The sequence below is a fragment of the Pseudomonas sp. 24 E 13 genome (assembly GCF_900004715.1).
Lineage (GTDB): Bacteria > Pseudomonadota > Gammaproteobacteria > Pseudomonadales > Pseudomonadaceae > Aquipseudomonas > Aquipseudomonas orientalis_A.
In genome coordinates this window covers 18,326-38,782 of record NZ_CVTO01000095.1, presented here as the reverse complement: position 1 = coordinate 38,782, position 20,457 = coordinate 18,326, and the positions used below count along the sequence as shown (strand labels likewise).

The following is a 20,457-nucleotide window of genomic DNA, read 5'->3' as shown; positions in this document are numbered from 1 at the left end:
GGCCGGCGGGGCGATCAGCGGTTGCAGTTGGTCGAGGCTGCTCATTGTTTTTTGACCGGGCGTTGCGGGTTGAGGTATTCGCGCAGTTGCTCGACCATTTCACTCTGGGTGCTCAATGGCATCAATAACACCCGTAGCTTCTGCGCGAGCAATTCCCAGCGGGCGATGCGCGCTTCGGCCTGGGCCTTGTAGGCCTGGCGCAAATCGAAATTGAGCGTGTCCAGTTCCAGTTGCGCGCCGCGTTGCGCAAAGCGCAGCAAGCCGGCGGCGGGCAGGGCGTGGTCCAGCGGGTCGGAGATGGGCAACAGCAGCAGGTCGCAGTGGCGCGACAGCAGGCTCAACTGTTGCTCGGCGCCCTCTGTGAGCGCTCGTTCATCACAGATCACAATGCCCAGGCTGCCCGGGCGCAGCACTTCGCGGCCACGGCGCAGGGCCATGCCCAGCGCGTCGGCTTCAGGAAGGCTCTCGGTGGTGAGGCTCTGGTTGACCCGCACCAGGCGGTTGAGCAGTTGCAGCAGGCTTTGCTTGCTGCGCCGGGGTTTGATTTCGTAGTGCTCGCTGTCGCCGAACACCAGGCCGCCCACGCGGTCGTTATGCCCCAGTGCCGCCCAGCCGATCAGGCTGGCGGCTTGTGCGGCGAGCACCGACTTGAACATCTGCCCCGAGCCGAAAAACAGCCGGCAGCTTTGCTCGACCATGATGAAAATCGGCCGTTCGCGCTCTTCGTGGAACAGCTTGGTGTGGGGCTCCTGGGTACGCGCCGTCACGCGCCAGTCGATGGTGCGCACGTCGTCCCCGGCCTGATACACACGCACCTGGTCGAAATCCACACCGCGCCCGCGCAGCTTGGAGTGGTGCAGGCCGATCAACGGGCTGCGCTGGCCGGGGGTGGAAAACAATTGCACTTCCCGCACGCGATGGCGCATCTCGATCAATTCACTGAGCGTGACGTGGATACCCGCGCTCGCGTTCATCGACTTCAAGCGACGGCAACGACGTCAAGGATGCGTTGCACCACACGGTCCTGGTCTACACCCGCGGCCTCGGCTTCGAACGACAGGATGATGCGGTGGCGCAAGACGTCGAACAATACCGCCTGGATATCCTCGGGGCTGACGAAGTCGCGACCGGCCAGCCAGGCATGGGCACGCGCGCAGCGGTCCAGGGCGATGGAGCCGCGCGGGCTGGCGCCATAGGCAATCCACTCGGCCATCTCCGGGTCGAACTTGGCCGGAGTGCGCGTGGCCATGACCAGTTGCACCAGGTATTCCTCCACCGCATCGGCCATGTACAGGCCGAGGATTTCCTTGCGCGCGGCAAAGATCGCCTGCTGGCTGACGCGGCGCTCGGGCTTGGTTTCACCGTTGAGCGCTTCGCCACGGGCCTGTTGCAGGATGCGCCGTTCGACGGCGGCATCCGGGAAGCCGATCTTGACGTGCATCAGGAAGCGGTCGAGCTGGGCCTCAGGCAACGGGTAGGTGCCTTCCTGCTCGATGGGGTTCTGCGTGGCCATGACCAGAAACAGTGGCGACAGCTCGTAGGTGCTGCGCCCCACGCTGACCTGGCGCTCGGCCATGGCTTCGAGCAACGCCGACTGGACCTTGGCCGGCGCACGGTTGATTTCGTCCGCCAGCACCAGGTTGTGAAAGATCGGGCCTTGCTGGAACACGAAGCTGCCGGTTTCCGGACGATAGATTTCGGTACCGGTGATGTCGGCGGGCAACAGGTCGGGGGTGAACTGGATACGATGGAACTGCGCTTCGATGCCTTCAGCCAGCTCTTTGATGGCCTTGGTCTTGGCCAGGCCCGGTGCGCCTTCGACCAGCATATGGCCGTCGGCGAGCAGGGCGATCAGCAGGCGATCGATGAGTTTTTCCTGGCCGAGAATCTGCGTAGAAAGAAAGGTTCGCAGCGCTAGCAGCGCTTCACGATGTTCCATCGATGACGGTTCCTGGAAAAGATGAGCCTGGGTGTCAGGAAAAAACACCGGCCTGGGGGGCTTACTTTAATGCATCGCGGGGTGTGGCGACTAACGGCGTGACGGGTATTTTTGGCAAAACTTGTAGGAATTTTGTGTAGGGGGGCTTGCTCCGGTGACGGCCGCACAGCCAACGCGTATCTACCTGACGCTCCGAGGTCCAAATGTGGGAGGGGGCTTGCCCCCGATGGCGGCCTCAGGGCCAGCCAGTATCTTGGATCAGACCGAGTACATATCCATTATTTAGGTAACGGCTGCTAATGGTTCCGCTTTTACAGCGGCTCACTTTTGAAAAGCGCAAAAGTAAGCAAAACGCTCTTGCCCCACCACTCGGCACCTCGCTTGGGCTCGGTGTGCCCTCTCTCCGGCTTGAATCCGTGGGCCGCCGCCACGCGCCATCCATGGCGCGGGGCGGCTAACCCGGCGTCCTGCCGGGTTGCCCACGGATTCAAGCCTGCGTTCGGCCAGCGTGGTTTAACGGGGCGCCTAAGATCAAGAGCGGCTCGCTTCGCATCGTGGAGTGGTGTGGGTACCTATGCCAGTCAGTTAAGCGTACACCGCCCTCTGTAGGAGCGAGGGGGGCGCCTAGCTCTTGCTCGCGAAAAACGTCAACGATAACGCGTGCTTTCTGAGTGAACGCGGTGCCTGTGAGTTTTTCGCGAGCAAGCTCGCTCCTACAGTATTAGGGCAAGCGCCTCCCACAGTTGGTCTTCTGTGTGGTGAAGACGTTGATCGGGGCAAGCTCTAATGCAGTCAGTCAAGCGTGCACGCCGTCTGTAGGAGCGAGCTTGCTCGCGAAAAACGTCAACGATAACGCGTGCTTCTTGGATGAACGCGGTGCCTGTGAGTTTTTCGCGAGCAAGCTCGCTCCTACAGTATCAGGGCAAGCGGCCTCCTTCGGTGCCGCTTAAATCCGGGTGAAGGTGCCGGTGCCTTTGAGGATGTTCTGCAGGGTCTGCTCGACCTCGTCCAGGTCGGATGCGGCCGTGGCATGCGTGATCTCAAGGTGGTCCTTGCCCCCCAGCGCATCGGCATCGCCGGCGGCAAGTTCGACCCGCAGGGTCGTGGCCCCCAGGGTGATTTTCAGCCCGGCCAGCGTCGATGGCTCATAGTCCCAGGTCAACTCCACGTCGTCTTCGTCCGGGTAACGGCTGAGCATGAACATCTCGCCGTTCTTGCCGTGGCAGCAGAGCATGGCCATGTTGTCTTCTTCGTCGTCGCACGGGGTGGCCATCAGGGCGTCGGTTTTCAGTTGCAGCATGGGGAATCCTGTGTGGAGGAGGGGCGTTTGCGCCGGGTGATTGTGCCATTGCGGCGAATTTTATGCTGCGCGATGTGTCAGACTGAGGTGCATGACCTGACGAGCAGTGTCGGTCATTTCCGGTACTCGTGGGCCTGAAAGCAGCCGGTTTTCATCCGGAAAAACCCGGTTGCCCAAGTTGCAACCCCACACCTGCTTGCCGATGACCGAATATGTCGCAGCACCGCAAGCAGCGCGCTTCCCACACTCGTTAAGCTGCGCAACGGATGTGCTCCGTGCCAGGCGCCTGACCTGCCCGTCGTACCGTCACCCGGCAAGGTGCGCATCCGGTGGAAGTTGTATGTGACCTGACTGTCTTGTCCAGCTTCACCCACCTGTCACTCTGAATCGTTTATCGTGACCGACGAACAGAGCTGACGGTCTCCCCGCAGGGGGATAACACGCGACGCTTCCATCAATAACAAGCCCAAGCGGAGTACCACAGATGGCGTTCTTCACCGCAGCCAGCAAGGCCGACTTCCAGCACCAACTGCAAGCGGCACTGGCGCAGCACATCAGTGAACAGGCACTGCCACAAGTGGCGCTGTTCGCTGAGCAATTTTTCGGCATCATTTCCCTGGACGAACTGACCCAGCGTCGCCTTTCCGACCTGGCCGGTTGCACCCTGTCTGCCTGGCGCCTGCTTGAGCGCTTCGATCACACCCAACCGCAAGTGCGGGTCTACAACCCCGATTACGAACGTCATGGCTGGCAATCGACCCACACTGCGGTCGAAGTGCTGCACCATGACCTGCCATTCCTGGTCGACTCGGTGCGTACCGAGCTCAACCGCCGCGGCTACAGCATCCACACCCTGCAAACCACCGTGCTCAGTGTGCGCCGTGGCAGCAAGGGCGAACTGCTGGAAGTGCTGCCCAAGGGCACCCAGGGCGATGGCATCCTGCAAGAATCGCTGATGTACCTGGAAATCGACCGCTGCGCCAACGCCGCCGAGCTGAACGTGCTGAGCAAAGAGCTCGAGCAGGTGCTGGGCGAAGTGCGCGTGGCCGTGGCCGATTTCGAACCGATGAAAGCCAAGGTCCAGGACCTGCTGGCCGGTATCGACGCCAGCGCTTTCGCTATCGACGGCGAAGAAAAAGCCGAGATCAAGAATTTCCTCGAGTGGCTGGTGGGCAACCACTTCACCTTCCTGGGCTATGAAGAGTTCGTGGTACGTGACGAGGCGGACGGCGGTCATATCGAATATGACGCCGACTCCTTCCTCGGTCTGACCAAGTTGCTGCGCGCCGGCCTCACCGCCGAAGACCTGCGCATCGAAGACTACGCCGTGGCCTACCTGCGCGAACCGACCGTGCTGTCTTTCGCCAAGGCTGCCCACCCGAGCCGCGTACACCGCCCGGCGTATCCGGACTATGTGTCGATCCGCGAAATCAGCGCCGACGGCAAGGTCATCAAGGAACACCGCTTCATGGGCCTGTATACCTCCTCGGTGTATGGCGAAAGCGTGCGGGTGATTCCTTACATCCGCCGCAAAGTCGCGGAAATCGAGCGTCGCTCGGGCTTCCAGGCCAAGGCGCACCTGGGCAAGGAACTGGCCCAGGTGGTTGAAGTGCTGCCCCGTGACGACCTGTTCCAGACCCCGGTCGATGAGCTGTTCAGCACGGTGATGTCGATCGTGCAGATCCAGGAACGCAACAAGATCCGCGTGTTCCTGCGCAAAGACCCGTACGGCCGTTTCTGCTACTGCCTGGCCTACGTGCCACGCGACATCTATTCCACCGAAGTGCGCCAGAAAATCCAGCAAGTGCTGATGGATCGCCTGAAAGCCTCGGACTGCGAGTTCTGGACCTTCTTCTCCGAGTCCGTGCTGGCCCGCGTACAACTGATTCTGCGGGTCGACCCGAAGAATCGCCTGGACATCGACCCGCTGCAACTGGAAAAGGAAGTGGTACAGGCCTGCCGCAGCTGGCAGGACGACTACGCCAGCCTGGTGGTGGAAAGCTTCGGCGAAGCCCACGGCACCAACGTGCTGGCGGATTTCCCCAAAGGCTTCCCGGCCGGTTACCGCGAGCGTTTCGCCGCGCATTCGGCCGTGGTCGACATGCAGCACCTCAACAGCCTGACCGAAGCCAACCCGCTGGTGATGAGCTTCTATCAGCCGCTGGGCCAGGTCTCCGGCCAGCGTGAGCTGCATTGCAAGCTCTACCACGCCGACACCCCGCTGGCGCTGTCCGACGTGCTGCCGATCCTGGAGAACCTGGGCCTGCGCGTGCTGGGCGAATTCCCGTACCGCCTGCGCCATGCCAATGGCCGCGAGTTCTGGATCCATGATTTCGCGTTCATCGCCGCCGAAGGCGTGAACCTGGATATCTCGCAGCTCAACGACACCCTGCAGGATGCCTTCGTGCACATCGTGCACGGCGATGCCGAGAACGATGCGTTCAACCGCCTGGTACTCACCGCCGGCCTGCCATGGCGTGACGTGGCGCTGCTGCGCGCGTATGCCCGTTACCTCAAGCAGATCCGCCTGGGCTTCGACCTCGGCTACATCGCCAGCACCCTGAACAACCACACCGACATCGCCCGCGAGTTGACCCGGTTGTTCAAGACCCGCTTCTACCTGGCGCGCAAGCTCACCGCCGACGACCTGGAAGACAAGCAGCAACGCCTGGAACAAGCGATCCTCGCCGCCCTGGACGATGTCCAGGTGCTCAACGAAGACCGCATCCTGCGTCGCTACCTGGACCTGATCAAGGCGACCCTGCGCACCAACTTCTACCAGACCGACGCCAACGGCCAGAACAAGTCGTACTTCAGCTTCAAGTTCAACCCGCATGCGATCCCCGAGCTGCCCAAGCCGGTGCCGAAGTTCGAGATCTTCGTCTACTCGCCACGCGTCGAAGGCGTGCACCTGCGCTTTGGCAATGTGGCCCGTGGCGGCCTGCGCTGGTCTGACCGTGAAGAAGACTTCCGTACCGAAGTGCTCGGCCTGGTAAAAGCCCAGCAGGTGAAGAACTCGGTGATCGTGCCCGTAGGCGCCAAGGGCGGCTTCCTGCCGCGTCGCCTGCCATTGGGCGGCAGCCGTGACGAGATCGCGGCCGAGGGCATCGCCTGCTACCGCATCTTCATTTCCGGCCTGTTGGACATTACCGACAACCTGAAGGACGGCGCCCTGGTGCCGCCGGCCAACGTTGTGCGTCATGACAACGATGACCCGTACCTGGTGGTGGCAGCGGACAAGGGCACTGCGACCTTCTCCGATATCGCCAACGGCATCGCCATCGACTACGGCTTCTGGCTGGGCGACGCGTTCGCCTCCGGTGGTTCGGCCGGTTACGACCACAAGAAAATGGGCATTACTGCCAAGGGCGCGTGGGTCGGTGTGCAGCGTCACTTCCGTGAGCGCGGCATCAATGTGCAGGAAGACAGCATCACCGTGGTGGGCGTCGGCGATATGGCCGGTGACGTGTTCGGTAACGGCTTGCTGATGTCCGACAAGCTGCAACTGGTCGCGGCCTTCAACCACCTGCACATCTTCATCGACCCGAACCCGAACCCGGCCACCAGCTTCGTCGAGCGCCAGCGCCTGTTCGAGCTGCCGCGTTCGGCCTGGACCGACTACGACACCAGCATCATGTCCGAAGGCGGCGGGATCTTCTCGCGCAGTGCCAAGAGCATTGCCATCTCGGCGCAGATGAAAGAACGCTTCGACATCCAGGCCGACAAGCTGACCCCGACCGAACTGCTCAATGCCTTGCTCAAGGCGCCGGTGGACCTGTTGTGGAACGGCGGTATCGGCACCTACGTCAAGGCCAGCACCGAGAGCCACGCCGATGTGGGCGACAAGGCCAACGACGCGCTGCGCGTCAACGGCAACGAGCTGCGCTGCAAAGTGGTGGGCGAGGGCGGCAACCTGGGCATGACCCAACTGGGCCGTGTCGAGTTCGGCCTCAATGGCGGCGGTTCCAACACCGACTTCATCGACAACGCCGGCGGCGTGGACTGCTCCGACCACGAAGTGAACATCAAGATCCTGCTCAACGAAGTGGTGCAGGCCGGTGACATGACCGACAAGCAGCGCAACCAGTTGCTGGCGAGCATGACCGACGAAGTCGGCAACCTGGTGCTGGGCAACAACTACAAGCAGACCCAGGCTCTGTCCCTGGCCGCGCGCAAGGCTTACGAGCGCGCCGCCGAGTACAAGCGCCTGATGAGCGACCTGGAAGGCCGTGGCAAGCTGGACCGCGCCATCGAGTACCTGCCGACCGAGGAGCAACTGGTCGAGCGCGCCTCGACCGGCAAGGGCCTGACGCGTCCGGAGCTGTCGGTGTTGATCTCCTACAGCAAGATCGACCTCAAGGAAGCGCTGCTCAAGTCCCAGGTGCCGGATGACGAGTACCTGACCCGTGACATGGAGACCGCGTTCCCGCCGAGCCTGGTGGCCAAGTTCTCCGAGGCCATGCGCCGTCACCGCCTCAAGCGCGAGATTGTCAGCACCCAGATCGCCAACGACCTGGTCAACCACATGGGCATCACCTTCGTGCAGCGACTCAAAGAGTCGACCGGCATGAGCCCGGCGAACGTGGCCGGCGCCTATGTGATTGTGCGTGACATCTTCCATCTCCCGCACTGGTTCCGTCAGATCGAAGCCCTGGACCACCAGGTTTCGGCCGACGTGCAACTGGAGCTGATGGACGAACTGATGCGCCTGGGCCGTCGCGCCACGCGCTGGTTCCTGCGCAGTCGTCGCAACGAACAGGACGCCGGGCGTGATACCGCGCACTTCGGTCCGCACCTGGCGGCGCTGGGTCTCAAGCTCGATGAACTGCTTGAAGGCCCGACTCGTGAAGGCTGGCAGAACCGTTACCAGGCCTACACCCAGGCCGGCGTACCGGAGTTGTTGGCGCGCATGGTTGCAGGCACTACCCACCTGTACACCCTGCTGCCGATCATCGAAGCCGCCGACGTGACCGGGCATGACGCCGCCGAAGTGGCCAAGGCCTACTTCGCCGTCGGCAGCGCGCTGGACCTGCCGTGGTACCTGCAGCAGATCAGCGACCTGCCGGTGGGCAACAACTGGCAGGCCCAGGCCCGCGAAGCCTTCCGCGACGACGTGGACTGGCAGCAACGGGCGATCACCATTTCGGTCCTGCAAATGGCCGACGCGCCGCAGGACATGGAAGCCCGCGTGGCCCTGTGGCTTGAGCAGCATCAGGACATGGCGGATCGCTGGCGCGCGATGATGGTGGAAATCCGTGCTGCGGTCGGCACGGACTACGCCATGTACGCGGTGGCCAACCGTGAGTTGCTGGACCTGGCGTTGAGTGGTCAGTCGGTGTTGCAGCCGGCGTGATCGAGCGGTAATGAAGAGGCCCCGTATCGCAGGATACGGGGCCTTTTTTATCGGTGGGGGGCACGCTTCTCCCCGGATATCGGTGTCACCAGCCGAGAATGACCAGCGGTTCGAGCACCTGGAATACCCGCGTAATGGTTCCCCGCAGTTGCGCCAGGATGATGTCGCTTTCGGCGGTGTCCTGCATTTGATGCTTGATGGCCTGATAATCGTCTTCGACCGATGGCAGGGGCAATGCGCCATCTACCTTGGTCAGGACCAGCTTCAACAACGCACAGGCCTTGGGCAGATTACGTTCAAGTCCGTAGGTGCGGTGTACCCGATTCTTGTCCTGCGACAAGCCTGCCAGCGCATACGCGTACTCCAGCAGCCCATCGAGCTGGCCCATCATTGCCAGTTGGATAATCCTTTTTTGTTTTTCCTCAACACTGACCGCTTCGTCGGTGGTAAAGGCCAACTCGTACACTGCCTTTGGATAACCCCTGTCGGCCGCTCGTTGAGTCAGTTCCACGATCAGTGCCTGGCGTTCCAGGCGATTGGGTATCAGTTCCGGTCGTTTGGCGTAGGCGTCTTTCAGTTCGTATATCGCTGCGATGTCGCCTTGATCAGCGGCTTTTTTCAGCCACTGCACGTCGTTGGTCAGCGTATACAGACAACGCTGTGCCGAGGGCGTATCGGCAAGGGGTGGTGTGGTTGCCAGCGTCCTGGCTCTGGCCAGGGATTCGCTGTCGCCCAAGCGCAGCAATGCTGGAATATGGTCTTGAGCGGCCGCCAGTCGCAGCCATTTGGCGGTCGCCTCGCTGACAAGGCGAAAGCCGCCGTCCAGGCGCGTTTCGCAGGTGGCCATGGCGTATTGCGATTCCACGTCGCCTGCGGCGCCGGCGATGGTCAGATGAAACCTCGCCTTGTCATAACTGCCCAGTGCGTAAAGGCCAAGCCCGATCTGCTTGGCTGTTGCATTGAGTTCAGTCAAGGCTGTGTTGACCTCGGCCGGGAGTGCTGCGGACTGCTCTTTCAACTGCTTGAGCAGGTTGAACAGTGAGATTCGGGTTTGTGATTCGATGGACATGGTTCGTACCTGTGATAAGCACTGAAATTGTGCGAGACACAGGTTATGCAGAGCGTGTGGGGCCAAGGTGCTAATTACTTGACGCGCTGTGGCTGGCCACCTTGCCTGTGAGAGGCGGTGCGCTCCCACAGGTTGATCGTTATGCAGGTCGGATCAGTGGTTTTTCAAGAGCTGTGTTTCCAGGTGGTCCAGGTGCTGCGTCATCAGCGCTACGGCGGTGCCCGAGTCGCGCTGCGCCAGCGCATCCACAATCGCCACATGCTCCTGCCAGGCACAACAGGTGCGGGTTCGACGTTCGTACTGGGCAATGACCAGCGAGGTCAACGGCACCAGGCTATTGAGGAACTGCGCCAATGGCCCGTTCCCGGCGATAGCGGCCAGTTGTAAATGGAATTCACCGGACAACCGGATCGCCGGCCCGCGCTGGTCGCGTTCGATGCAGTCGCGTTCGCGGGCGATCAACTCGCGTAACTGGCGTACCTGTGCCCCTGTCGCCCGGGCGCAGGCCAATTGCACCACGGTCATTTCGGTCATGCGCCGGGCTTCGAGAATCTGCCGGGTTTGCTGGGCGTCCGGCGCCGCCACCTGGGCCCGCTGGTTGGGGCGCAGGATGATCACTTGCTGCTGTGACAACTTGGCCAGGACGCGGCGGATCACGCTGCGGCTCACGCCAAAGCGCTCCCCCAGGCTTTCTTCGGTGAAGCGGCTGGCGGGGGCGATGCGTTGCTCGAGAATGGCGTCGAACAGCCGTGGATAGATCTCATCTGCCGAGGGCTTCTTGCCCGGCACCCGACGCAGGCAGGGCAGGGGGTCGCGTTGCAGGGCGTGGACGTTCATGGCCTGTCTCCAATTATTCAACTGCCCAGATGGTCATCCGGGATGTTCAGGCGAATGCCCATGCGCAAGCCTTCCTGCAGGATGTGCCGACGCATTTCGGCACTGGCCAGGGCGCTGTTCTTGTTGCGGATGGCGCGCACCACGGCTTCGTTTTCCTGCAGGCGTTCGGCCAGGTGCTCCGGGGAATTGCGCAACACCTGGGCGCTTTGCTTGAGCGCCGTGCTGGTCTGCTGCACCACGTTCTGGAAGATCGGGTTGGAGGTCAGGGCGAACAGTTCTTCGTGAAATTCGATGTAGGCGTTCATGCCCGCCTCGGCGTCGCCCGCATCCAGGGCTTCGCGCATGTCCATCAGGGTCAGGCGCAGTTGGCCGATTTCCTTGCTGCTGATGGATTGGGCGACCAGGCCGACGATGAAGGGTTCCAGGGTATAGCGCAGTTGCAGAATGTCTTCGAGGCTGGCATCGGCCACGGCGTCGCTCGACTGCGGCTCGCTGACGCTGGTTTCCAGCACCACCACGCCTTTGCCGGGCATGGAGCGCACCAGGCCGAGGGTTTCCAGCACGATCACCGCTTCGCGCAGGCTCGGGCGGCTGATGCCCATCTGCTCGGCCAGTTCACGCTGGCCGGGCAGCATTTCACCACGCCGCCATTGCCCGCGTGCCAGGGCGGCGCGCAGTTTTTCTACGACTGAATTGACGACGGTTGAGGTGCTGATCACGTCGATGTCTCCTTGATGTTGCGAATACGGCAGTCAATCTTGTGATGAACCAATGTGGGAGTGGGCAAGCCCCCTCCCACATTGGATTTGTGTTGTGCTTGAAAGCGGATCAGAACTCCTGATGCGCCGGCAATACCGGTTTCTTGGTCTGGAAGGCATAGCCTTGCTGACCGTCGAGTACCTTGTTGGCGCGCTGGATATCGATGTCTTTTTCCCAGCGGGCGATGGCCACGGTGGCGACGCAGTTGCCGATCAGGTTGGTCAAGGCACGGCCTATGCCCATGAACCAGTCCACCGCGAGTACCAGCACCAGGCCGACCACCGGAATCGCCGGGATGGCCGTGAGCGTGGCCGCCAGAATCACCAGGGCCGAACCCGGAATGCCGTGGGCGCCTTTGGAGGTGATCAAGGAGACCAGCAGGATCGTGAGCAGGTCGGTCATCGACAGCGGGGTGCCGGTCGCGTTGGCGATAAACACGATGGCCAGGGTCAGGTAGATCGAGAAACCGTCGAGGTTGAACGAGTAGCCGGTAGGAATCACCAGGCCCACGGTGGAGCTGCCAATCCCCAGGTGCTCCAGCTTGCGCATGATCTGCGGCAGCACCGCGTCGGACGAAGCCGTGCCCATCACGATCAGCAGTTCTTCGCGCAGGTACTTGAGCAGCGGCAGCATGCGCAGGCCCGACAAGCGCATCACCAGGCCGAGGATCAGGCCGACGAAGGCCAGGCATGTCAGGTAGAACAGGCCCACCAGGCTGCCCAGGTGTTGCAGGGAGTCCAGGCCATAGGTGCTGGTGGTGAACGCGATCGCGCCGAATACGCCGATTGGCGCCAGGCGCACGATCATGCCCATGATGCGGAAGATCACATGGCTCAGCTCGTTGATCAGCCGCGAGATGCCCGACGCCGCTTCACCCACCAGGTTCAGCGCACTGCCGAACAGCACCGAGAACAACAGCACCTGCAGCACGTTGTTGTCGGCGAAGGCACCGATTACCGAGTTGGGGATCAGGTCCATCAGGAACTGGCTGGTGCCCTTGATGTGCTGGCCCTTGTCGGCCAGTTCATTCAAGCCGGCGGACGAAAGCTGCTCAAGATGGATGTTGGCGCCGCTGCCGATGCCGGTGCTGAAGGCCATGATCAGGCCGAGCACCAGGGCGACGGTGGTCAGCACTTCGAAATAGATCACTGACTTCAAGCCAATGCGCCCGACTTTCTTCAAATCGCCGGCGCCGGAAATGCCGCTGACCACGACGCAGAATACAATCAGGCCGATCAGCATTTTGATCAGCTTGATAAAGCCGTCACCCAGGGGTTTGAGTTGCGAGGAGAATTCGGGGAGGGCCAGGCCGCAAATGACGCCTAGCATCAGGCCAATCACGACTTGCAGGAAAATCGAACGCGAGCACCATCTGAGCATGGGAGGGATCTCTATTCGGTGCCCTGGTGGTTCCAGGGCTTAATTGTTGTGGTCTTACCGGTAAGTCCAGTGCGCGGCCAGTCTACGCCCGGTTTTTTTCAAACTACAAGTAAATATTCGGTGGTCGATAGGACCCGGTCTGACCAGTGAGTCGGTAAGTACGGTGTTTGAGCGGTTGACGCCGTGGAAATTTTTTTGCGTATCATCCGCGCTCGGTACACGAGGTGATGGATGGAACAATCAGGCCTGACAACGGATGAAGCCGGGCGCACCTGCTGCGCCTGGCGTAACGCCGCGCCGCAATACCTGCATTACCACGACCATGAGTGGGGCGTGCCGGTGGCGGATGACGTCCTGCTGTACGAGAAGATTTGCCTGGAAGGTTTTCAGGCCGGGATGGCGTGGATCACCATCTTGCGCAAGCGCGAGCAGTTTCGGCGGGCGTTCGACGGCTTTGATTTTCGCAAGGTGGCGCAGTATGGCGAGGCGGATATCGAACGCTTGATGGGCGACCCGGGTATCGTGCGCAACCGGGCGAAGATTGTGTCGACGATCAACAATGCCCGCCGCGCCTGCGAACTGGTAAGTGAAAGCGGTTCGCTGGCGCGCTGGGTATGGTCTTTCGAGCCCGGCCCGCAGGAGCGCCCGGCGGTGGTGGACATGGCGTACTGGAACGCCAACCCGACCTCGCCGGCTTCGGTGCGCTTGTCCAAGGCGCTCAAGAAACGCGGTTGGACCTTTGTCGGCCCGACCACGATGTATGCGCTGATGCAGGCGCTGGGCATGGTCAATGATCACTTGGAGGGCTGCATCTGCCGAGAACGTATCGAAGCACTGCGGCATCAGTTCGAACGACCCTGAGCGCTCGCCCGCGTGCTCAGAAATATTTAAGCCAGGTGATATCCCTGCGCCGCGCCTTGAGTGCGGCGAACCATCGCACCGGCACATACAGCGCCAGTGGCAGCACCAACGCCACCGCCCACACGGCGCCGACGCTGTCGAAACCGAAATAATTGCCGTGATTGAGCCCAAACAACGCGACACACGCGACATGAATCAGTTTGAGCACATACAGGTGCAGCAGATAAAAGAACATCGGCGCCGCGCCAAATACCGCCAGCATGCTGATCCAGCGCTTGTGCCCGGCACGTTCGAACGCCAGCAGCAACAGCAGGCCGATGCCCAGCGTCAGCGCCAGGAACAACAACGAAGGTGGATACTTGGTGACGTTGAAAAAGCTCATCACGCTCTGCACGCCGCTGTCGTAGGCCTGCCAAGGCTTGTCGCCATATCCGTTGAGTGCCCGCAACAGCACAAACCCCAGCAGTGCGCCGACGCCTGCGAGCAGCAGATAACGCTGGCGCACGGCGGGGAGCACGGTCGTCGAAAACCACGGACCGAGGCCGTAGCCCAGGGCAATCACGCCGATCCATGGCAGTACCGGGTACGTCACACGAATGCGCAGGGTGTCGGACACCTCGATAAAACTGCGCTCATGCAGGATCGACCACGCCACCTGCGCGGCCGAGCCGGGGGTGAAATGCACGCCGTCGAGCAGGTTATGCCCGGCAATCAATACCAGCGCCAAAGTAATCAGCAGCGGGCGCGGCAACCATACCAGCGCGGCGAGGGCGATCATGCTCACCCCGATCGCCCAGATAACCTGCAGATAAAGCAGGCCCGGTGGCCACTGGAAGGTCCAGGCGAAGTGCACCAGCGTGACCTCCAATACCACCAGAAACAGCCCACGCTTGAACAAAAATGCCGACACCGCGCGCCGACCCTGGTATTTCTGGCCGTACAGCCAGGCTGACATACCGGTGAGCAACACGAACACGGGCGCGCAAAGATGGGCGAGGGTGCGGCTGAAAAACAGCGCGGGCTCGGTGGTGTCGATGTTCATCGGGTCGCCGACCTGGCGGTGCAGCAGGAACGTTTCGCGTGCGTGGTCGAGCAACATGAACAGGATCACCAGGCCCCGCAGGGCGTCGATGGAAAGCAGGCGTTGGCGTAGCGCAACAGCATCGGTCATGGGGCAGTTCACAAGGCTGGGAAAAAAAGAGGCGTTATCATATAACATTATTGGCGCATCGCCGCGCTGTTTAAACGAGCGTATCGGAGGCATTGATGACACACAGGAACGTCCAATCGGCCGAGGCCGTGATCGACTTCTGGAAACAGGCGGGCCCAAAGCGTTGGTTTGCCAAGGACGACGAATTCGACGCGAGCTTTCGCGAGACCTTCCACACCACCCATCTGCAGGCGGCCCGGCGCGAGCTGGAGGATTGGCTGGACACGCCCCACGGTGCGCTGGCCTTGCTGATCCTGCTGGACCAGTATCCGCGCAACGCTTTTCGTGGCACGGCGCATATGTTCGCCACCGACCCGCTGGCGCGCCTGTATGCGCGATGCATGGTGGACGCAGGATTGGATCAACTGATCGAACCCGAACTGCGCGCTTTTTGTTATTTGCCGTTTGAGCATTCGGAAGATCCGCAGGATCAGCAACGCTCCATCGCGCTTAATCAGCCTCTGGACGCCAATACCTCTCACTGGGCCCGGGAGCATGCGCGGATTATCCAGCGGTTTGGGCGCTTTCCCCATCGCAATGCGGTGTTGGCCAGAGAGACCACCGATGAAGAACGAGACTTCCTCGACGCCGGCGGATTCGCGGGTTAAGTGATCAAGCTGCACTATTCCCGCGAGGAATGGCCCCATAAAAACGCCGCATTGTCTTTATCATCGCGCATCTCGTAGCGTGAAGCCTTATTTCAAGGAGATCGCCCATGAGCCACCGTCCGCTGCGCCTCTACGTTGATTCGCTGTTCGTCAGCCCCTATGCCATGTCGGTATTCGTCGCCTTGCGGGAAAAGGGCTTGGCATTCGAGACCGTGCCCCTGGACCTGGAGGCCGGCCAGCAGCAGGCGGCGGGCTACGCGCGATTGTCTTTGACCCAGCGGGTGCCGACGCTGGAGGACGGCGAGTTCTCGCTGTCGGAGTCTTCGGCGATTACTGAATACCTGGACGAAGCCTATCCCGAGAGCCGCGTTTATCCGGTGGACCCGCAGCAGCGGGCGAGGGCACGGCAGGTGCAGGCGTGGTTGCGCAGTGATTTGCTGCCGATTCGCCAGGAGCGCTCGACCCTGGTGGTGTTCTGCGGGCAGAAGATGCCGCCGTTGTCGCCATTGGCCGAGGCTGCTGCGGGCAAATTGATCGGCGTGGCGCAGGAATTACTGATGGATGACCCGGACTACCTGTTCGGCACTTGGTCGATTGCCGATGTGGACCTGGCGGTGATGCTCAATCGCCTGATCCTCAACGGCGACGCCGTGCCGGCGCCACTGGTGGCTTACGCCCGGCGTCAGTGGCAAAGGCCATCGGTGCAGGAATGGCTCAACCAGCCACGCCCTGGGGTGTAGGGCTGTCGTTCATTTGCGCGACGCGCCGGTCCAGGTCTTCCCAATCGGCCATGCCCAGCACGCGCGTGGTGTTCAAACCGCGCAGGTAGCCACGCAGTTGCTGGGCACTGGCCGATTGCGCGGCGGCAACGCTGGTGTCACTCAACAGCACGTCTTCATACTCGACCAGGTAATCGGCGACGCGCTCGCGAAACTCCGGCAATACGGCTTCGCGGATGCGGTCGAAGGTTTTCTGGTGACGCTTCATGGCATGGTCCTTATAGGTTTTATGGGTCGGGCTACCTGACACTATCGGTTCAAATAATAGTCACCATCAAGGATCACAAGTTCTGTTTTTACGGCAAAAGCGCAAAATCCGCTCATCGAAACGCGGCTCAAGGAAATGCGCGATGAGGACTCTGATCCAGCTGGTTTTGATCACCCTGATGCTCGGCACCGCCGTGCTGACCAACCCGGCCGTTGCCAATGAGCTGCGTACGGGCCATTTGCTGTCACCCGCCGCTGGCGTAAACTCCGTGCAGTGTTGTACAGGTGCATGACGCGTTTGCACCGCAGAGTGCCGCGCCGGTTGATACGCGGATCGACAGGCACCTATTTTGTTATTTTTCAGGAATGTTTATGCACGCTTTTTTCGCCCCGGCCCTGGCTCTTTCTGCCCTGGCGCTGACCGGTTGCATCACGGCGCCGAATGCCCCATCGCTGACCCTGCACACCGCCAAAACCCCTGAAGGCTATGTGCAATGCGTACTGCCCAAGCTTGAAAAGCACGGCATCACCTCGACCGTGACGCAGAACTCGCGCCACGCCAAGGTGCTGTTGACCAGCAAGATCGCGGCTGATGATGTGCTGGAAGCCTATAAATCCCAGGATGGCACCAAGGTGTTCCTGTACGAGCGCAAACCGCTGGCGTCGGCGATCAAGGCGTCACGGCTCGAGCAGGCTGCGCAGGACTGTCAGTAACCCCGGGCCCAGGACAAATGCAGATCAAATGTGGGAGGGGGCAAGCCCCCTCCCACATTTGGATAGTGTTCGACTCAGGGTTTTGACTCATTGCTGAAGGCATTCACGGTCTTGACCAGCCCCTGCGCCGCCAACGCCACCAGTTCACCGCCTTTCTCCACCGTCGCCAATGCCGGGTCCGAGCCCATGCGCCCGTCGGGGAAGCGCGCGCGAAAGTCCAGCGCTTCGCGGATCGGGCCGGTGTTGGCGATTCGCGGCGAGTACTCGGCCGACTTGATCGAGTCCGGATAGGCCCATTGCGTCACGGCAATCTCCGACGGGGTGGCGTGGCTGCCATGGCCCACCGGGAATTGGCGCTGCGCCAGGTCGGTGACGCCTTCCAGGTCCCACCAGTTGACCAGTTTGAGGGCGAACCCGGCCGGGCGGCGGGCAAAGCTGGCTTCGGCGTAGAGTTCGGAAAACGCCGCTTCGATGGTGGCGATATTGCCGCCGTGGCCGTTGAGGAACAGGATCTTGTCGAAACCATGCCCGGCCAGCGAGCGCACCCAGTCGCCGATCGCGGCGATAAAGGTGGAAGGGCGCAGCGAGATGGTGCCGGGAAAGCCCAAGTGGTGCTGGGCCATGCCGATGTTGAACGTCGGGCCGACCAGAATATCAGCCTGCTTCTGCGCCTCGACGGCGATGATCTCCGGGCACATCCAGTCGGTGCCCAGCAGGCCGGTGGGGCCGTGTTGCTCGTTGGAGCCGATGGGAATTATCACCGTGCGGCTGCGCTGCAGAAACTGCCCGATCTCGATCCAGGTGGACGTGTGTAGAAGCATGCGACGCTCTCTTTTATCTGTGGGACAGGCTATCCGCCACGGATTGTACGACTACTGGCCACCTGTTGGGGTTTGCAATTGAGATAGGTCGAAGACTTCAACCAGCGCTGGTCGGGGTACCACGAAAACATGAATTGTCCGTCCTTGAGCTTGTCCACCACTTGGCGCGCTACTTGCGGGCGCACCGCCGGGCAGCCCTGGCTGCGGCCGATACGGCCTTCGCGCTTGCTCCATAGCGGGCTGACGTAGTCGGCGGCATGAATCACAATGGCGCGGTCGCGGGCCAGGTCATTGAAGCCAGGCTCCAGGCCGTCCATGCGCAGCGAGTATCCGTGGGTGCCGAGGTAACTTTCCTGGGTGCGGAACAGGCCCAGGCTGGACTGATGACTGCCTTCGAGATTGGAAAATTCGGTGGCGAAGTTTTCGCCGGACTTGGCGCCGTGGGCCACCAGGTCGCGCAGAACCAGGGTCTTTTTGCGCAGGTCGAAAATCCACAGCCGACGGGCGGTAGACGGCTGGGAGTAGTCAATCACGGCCAGGCGATCGGAGCGTTCCTCGCCGTTATTGACCGCGCACTGCACCGCGCTCAGGGCGCTTTTCAACACGATGGGATTGAGTTCTGGAGCCGAGCGCGCCAGGCTGCTATACAAAGAAGCAGGGGAGCCATTGGCGGCGAGCGCAACAGCGCTCGGGAACGCCAGGCTCGCCGTGATCAGGCCCAGGGTGGTTAACCCGAGCCGGCGCATAAAAGTCAGCATCTACAAGCGAGTCCCCGCTGTGGAGTGGAGCTAAGTCAATTGTTCAAAAAACACGCATGTTACTTGAGCATTTGCCTGCTCGTTACACCACTGGTCGCCACAGCCGAAGCGCTGCCGCTGGAACCGTTGCCGGTCACGACTCCAGCACCGGTCGACCTGGCGCCGCTGCAACAGGCCCTGGCGCAGTTGCCCAGTGTCTGCCCGCAGCTCGCGCCGCGTATCGACGCCAGTGCGCAATTGCGCCTGCAAGCCTTTTACCAACAGCAGGGCGATGCGCAGTTGTGGTCTTCCGACGCGCGTCGGCAGGCCTTGCACGACCAGTTGCTGATGCTCGCCGACGACGGCCTGGACCCCACCCACTATAGCCTGCCCGCTGCAGATGCCACGGCCAATGTGCTGTGCAGCGATATTGCGATCAGCCAGCAGTACCTCCAGGCCCTGCAGGATTTGCACTTCGGGCGCCTGCAGCAATCGCGCTTCGAACCGCTCTGGCACGCCCAACCGCCGGCCGACGACCCAGGCACCGCCGTGCTGGCCTTCGCCGCCACTGGCTTGCAGGACATGGCCCAGGCATTCGATCAGGCGCGCCCCAGCGCGGATTTGTATCGCAGCCTGCGCAACGCTTATTCCAGTGCGCGCCAGCAGCCGTTGCCGCAGTGGGAGGCGGTGGGCAGTGGGCCGCTGTTGCGTCCGGGCATGGAAGACCCACGGGTGCCGGAACTGGCGCGGCGTCTCTACCGCGGCGGTTACCTGACCTCTGAACCCAAGGGCAGCGCCCGGCAGTACGGCCCCGAGCTGGTCGCTGCGGTCAAGGCCTTCCAGCTCAGCCATTCCCTGCAGGCCGACGGTGTGATCGGCGCCGGCACCGTGGCTGAACTCAATATCAGCCCGGCAATGCGCCGCGACCAGTTGCGCATCAACCTCGAGCGGTTCCGCTGGCTGGCCCGCGACCTGGAGCCCGAAGGCGTGGTGGTCAACGTCGCGGCCGCGCAACTGAGCGTGTACCAGAGCGGCATTCCCGTGTGGCAGACCCGCCTGCAAGTGGGCCGTGCCGAGCGTCAGACACCGCTGCTCAAATCGCGCATTACGCGCCTGACCCTCAACCCGACATGGACCATCCCGCCCACCATCATGCGCGAGGACAAGCTGCCGGCCATCCGCCTCAATCCGGAATACCTGCGCCAGCAGAACCTGCAAGTGCTGGATGCTGAAGGCCACCCGCTGACGCCGGAGCAAGTCGACTGGGCGCGTCCCGGCAATATCCTGCTGCGCCAGGAGGCGGGGCCGCGCAACCCGTTGGGCAAGATCGTGATGCGTTTCCCCAACCCGTATTCGGTGTACCTGCATGACACGCCGAGCCAGCCACTGTTTACCAAGGGGCCACGGGCGTTCAGCTCGGGGTGCGTGCGGGTCGAACAACCGCTGCTGTTGCGCGACCTGCTGGTGACGCCGGCCGAACGTACGCGCACCGACGAGCTGCTGGCCACCGGCGTCACCCATGAATTCAGGCTGGCCACGCCGGTACCGGTGCTGCTGGGGTATTGGACGGTGGAAGTGGATCGCCAGGGAAGTCTGGTGTACGCGCCGGATATCTACGCGCGTGATCCGGTATTGATCAAGGCCATGGGGAGTGTGTTGTAGAGCTGAATGGCTTGGTACCCATGTGGGAGGGGGCTTGCCCCCGATGGCGGCCTCGCAACCGACGGGTATCCATCTGGCGCACCTCGGTCCAAATGTGGGAGGGGGCTTGCCCCCGATGGCGGCCTCAGGGCCAGCCAGTATCTTGGATCAGCCGAGTACATATCCATTATTTAGGTAACGGCTGCTAATGGTTCCGCTTTTACAGCGGCTCACTTTTGAAA

General features: G+C 61.9%; 18 protein-coding genes. 7 read left to right on the top strand and 11 right to left on the bottom strand.

What is annotated here, in order from left to right; genetic code table 11:
• Positions 1–41: 41 nt before the first annotated feature.
• From BFP90_RS07000 to BFP90_RS06990, 3 genes are all read right to left on the bottom strand, one after another.
• A complete protein-coding gene (locus tag BFP90_RS07000; RefSeq protein ID WP_065887789.1) occupies positions 42–974 on the bottom strand; it encodes a DUF58 domain-containing protein in 933 nt (310 codons plus the stop codon).
• A gap of 5 nt (positions 975–979) precedes the next feature.
• Positions 980–1,939, bottom strand: a complete 960-nt coding sequence (locus BFP90_RS06995; protein WP_020301524.1) for an AAA family ATPase — start codon at positions 1,937–1,939, stop codon at positions 980–982.
• A gap of 946 nt (positions 1,940–2,885) precedes the next feature.
• Positions 2,886–3,239, bottom strand: coding sequence for a hypothetical protein (locus tag BFP90_RS06990; protein ID WP_065896325.1), 354 nt, complete (start codon positions 3,237–3,239; stop codon positions 2,886–2,888).
• Positions 3,240–3,723: 484 nt separating this feature from the next.
• Between BFP90_RS06990 and BFP90_RS06985 the strand changes: the two genes are divergently transcribed.
• Positions 3,724–8,592: an NAD-glutamate dehydrogenase gene (locus tag BFP90_RS06985; protein ID WP_065896324.1), complete on the top strand. Its 4,869-nt coding sequence runs from the start codon at positions 3,724–3,726 to the stop codon at positions 8,590–8,592.
• Positions 8,593–8,677: 85 nt separating this feature from the next.
• On the opposite strand, the gene BFP90_RS06980 is transcribed toward BFP90_RS06985, so the two are convergent.
• The 4 genes from BFP90_RS06980 to BFP90_RS06965 all read right to left on the bottom strand — a co-directional run bounded on the left by BFP90_RS06980 (position 8,678) and on the right by BFP90_RS06965 (position 12,652).
• Complete coding sequence (locus tag BFP90_RS06980; RefSeq protein WP_065892988.1) at positions 8,678–9,661, bottom strand: sel1 repeat family protein; 984 nt, start codon at positions 9,659–9,661, stop codon at positions 8,678–8,680.
• 153 nt (positions 9,662–9,814) lie between these two features.
• A complete protein-coding gene (locus BFP90_RS06975; RefSeq protein ID WP_065892989.1) occupies positions 9,815–10,498 on the bottom strand; it encodes a GntR family transcriptional regulator in 684 nt (227 codons plus the stop codon).
• 17 nt (positions 10,499–10,515) lie between these two features.
• Positions 10,516–11,217, bottom strand: coding sequence for a FadR/GntR family transcriptional regulator (locus BFP90_RS06970; protein WP_065885203.1), 702 nt, complete (start codon positions 11,215–11,217; stop codon positions 10,516–10,518).
• Positions 11,218–11,326: 109 nt separating this feature from the next.
• Positions 11,327–12,652 carry a C4-dicarboxylate transporter DctA gene (locus BFP90_RS06965; protein ID WP_170827551.1) on the bottom strand — a complete coding sequence of 442 codons (1,326 nt, stop codon included), beginning with the start codon at positions 12,650–12,652 and terminating at the stop codon, positions 11,327–11,329.
• Between the two features lie 216 nt (positions 12,653–12,868).
• On the opposite strand from BFP90_RS06965, the gene BFP90_RS06960 reads away from it, so the two are divergent.
• A complete protein-coding gene (locus tag BFP90_RS06960; protein ID WP_065892990.1) occupies positions 12,869–13,498 on the top strand; it encodes a DNA-3-methyladenine glycosylase I in 630 nt (209 codons plus the stop codon).
• Between the two features lie 16 nt (positions 13,499–13,514).
• Here BFP90_RS06960 and BFP90_RS06955 read toward each other — a convergent pair whose 3' ends face one another.
• Positions 13,515–14,669, bottom strand: coding sequence for a DUF1624 domain-containing protein (locus BFP90_RS06955; RefSeq protein WP_065892991.1), 1,155 nt, complete (start codon positions 14,667–14,669; stop codon positions 13,515–13,517).
• 95 nt (positions 14,670–14,764) lie between these two features.
• On the opposite strand from BFP90_RS06955, the gene BFP90_RS06950 reads away from it, so the two are divergent.
• Positions 14,765–15,316 (top strand): DUF924 family protein, encoded by a 552-nt coding sequence (locus BFP90_RS06950; RefSeq protein ID WP_065892992.1) that lies wholly within the window; start codon positions 14,765–14,767, stop codon positions 15,314–15,316.
• A gap of 107 nt (positions 15,317–15,423) precedes the next feature.
• The gene (gene yfcF / locus BFP90_RS06945) at positions 15,424–16,056 is read left to right on the top strand and encodes a glutathione transferase (protein WP_065892993.1); all 633 of its coding nucleotides are present in this window, start codon (positions 15,424–15,426) and stop codon (positions 16,054–16,056) included.
• On the opposite strand, the gene BFP90_RS06940 is transcribed toward yfcF, so the two are convergent.
• The gene (locus BFP90_RS06940; RefSeq protein ID WP_065885209.1) at positions 16,031–16,303 is read right to left on the bottom strand and encodes a hypothetical protein; all 273 of its coding nucleotides are present in this window, start codon (positions 16,301–16,303) and stop codon (positions 16,031–16,033) included. The two genes, yfcF and BFP90_RS06940, sit on opposite strands and share 26 nt — an antisense overlap.
• A 142-nt stretch (positions 16,304–16,445) precedes the next feature.
• On the opposite strand from BFP90_RS06940, the gene BFP90_RS28770 reads away from it, so the two are divergent.
• Together BFP90_RS28770 and BFP90_RS06935 are read left to right on the top strand one after the other, a co-directional pair.
• The gene (locus tag BFP90_RS28770) at positions 16,446–16,595 is read left to right on the top strand and encodes a hypothetical protein (RefSeq protein ID WP_170827549.1); all 150 of its coding nucleotides are present in this window, start codon (positions 16,446–16,448) and stop codon (positions 16,593–16,595) included.
• A gap of 79 nt (positions 16,596–16,674) precedes the next feature.
• Positions 16,675–17,016: a hypothetical protein gene (locus tag BFP90_RS06935; protein WP_065885210.1), complete on the top strand. Its 342-nt coding sequence runs from the start codon at positions 16,675–16,677 to the stop codon at positions 17,014–17,016.
• 74 nt (positions 17,017–17,090) lie between these two features.
• Here BFP90_RS06935 and BFP90_RS06930 read toward each other — a convergent pair whose 3' ends face one another.
• Entirely contained in the window at positions 17,091–17,837 is a 747-nt protein-coding gene (locus BFP90_RS06930; protein WP_065885211.1) for a creatininase family protein, read from the bottom strand.
• A 29-nt stretch (positions 17,838–17,866) separates the two neighbouring features.
• Positions 17,867–18,595, bottom strand: coding sequence for a murein L,D-transpeptidase catalytic domain family protein (locus BFP90_RS06925; RefSeq protein ID WP_065885212.1), 729 nt, complete (start codon positions 18,593–18,595; stop codon positions 17,867–17,869).
• 39 nt (positions 18,596–18,634) lie between these two features.
• On the opposite strand from BFP90_RS06925, the gene BFP90_RS06920 reads away from it, so the two are divergent.
• The gene (locus BFP90_RS06920; protein WP_065896323.1) at positions 18,635–20,236 is read left to right on the top strand and encodes a L,D-transpeptidase family protein; all 1,602 of its coding nucleotides are present in this window, start codon (positions 18,635–18,637) and stop codon (positions 20,234–20,236) included.
• Positions 20,237–20,457: the final 221 nt, after the last annotated feature.

Bases quoted from the DNA above. Each gene is read 5' to 3' on its own strand.
- BFP90_RS06925 (WP_065885212.1), bottom strand. From the start codon at position 18,595: ATGCTGACTTTTATGCGCCGGCTCGGGTTAACCACCCTGGGCCTGATC.
- BFP90_RS06990 (WP_065896325.1), bottom strand. From the start codon at position 3,239: ATGCTGCAACTGAAAACCGACGCCCTGATGGCCACCCCGTGCGACGAC.
- BFP90_RS06940 (WP_065885209.1), bottom strand. From the start codon at position 16,303: ATGAAGCGTCACCAGAAAACCTTCGACCGCATCCGCGAAGCCGTATTG.
- yfcF (WP_065892993.1), top strand. From the start codon at position 15,424: ATGAGCCACCGTCCGCTGCGCCTCTACGTTGATTCGCTGTTCGTCAGC.
- BFP90_RS06995 (WP_020301524.1), bottom strand. From the start codon at position 1,939: ATGGAACATCGTGAAGCGCTGCTAGCGCTGCGAACCTTTCTTTCTACG.
- BFP90_RS06950 (WP_065892992.1), top strand. From the start codon at position 14,765: ATGACACACAGGAACGTCCAATCGGCCGAGGCCGTGATCGACTTCTGG.
- BFP90_RS06935 (WP_065885210.1), top strand. From the start codon at position 16,675: ATGCACGCTTTTTTCGCCCCGGCCCTGGCTCTTTCTGCCCTGGCGCTG.
- BFP90_RS07000 (WP_065887789.1), bottom strand. From the start codon at position 974: ATGAACGCGAGCGCGGGTATCCACGTCACGCTCAGTGAATTGATCGAG.
- BFP90_RS06975 (WP_065892989.1), bottom strand. From the start codon at position 10,498: ATGAACGTCCACGCCCTGCAACGCGACCCCCTGCCCTGCCTGCGTCGG.
- BFP90_RS06960 (WP_065892990.1), top strand. From the start codon at position 12,869: ATGGAACAATCAGGCCTGACAACGGATGAAGCCGGGCGCACCTGCTGC.
- BFP90_RS06955 (WP_065892991.1), bottom strand. From the start codon at position 14,669: ATGACCGATGCTGTTGCGCTACGCCAACGCCTGCTTTCCATCGACGCC.
- BFP90_RS28770 (WP_170827549.1), top strand. From the start codon at position 16,446: ATGAGGACTCTGATCCAGCTGGTTTTGATCACCCTGATGCTCGGCACC.
- BFP90_RS06930 (WP_065885211.1), bottom strand. From the start codon at position 17,837: ATGCTTCTACACACGTCCACCTGGATCGAGATCGGGCAGTTTCTGCAG.
- BFP90_RS06985 (WP_065896324.1), top strand. From the start codon at position 3,724: ATGGCGTTCTTCACCGCAGCCAGCAAGGCCGACTTCCAGCACCAACTG.
- BFP90_RS06980 (WP_065892988.1), bottom strand. From the start codon at position 9,661: ATGTCCATCGAATCACAAACCCGAATCTCACTGTTCAACCTGCTCAAG.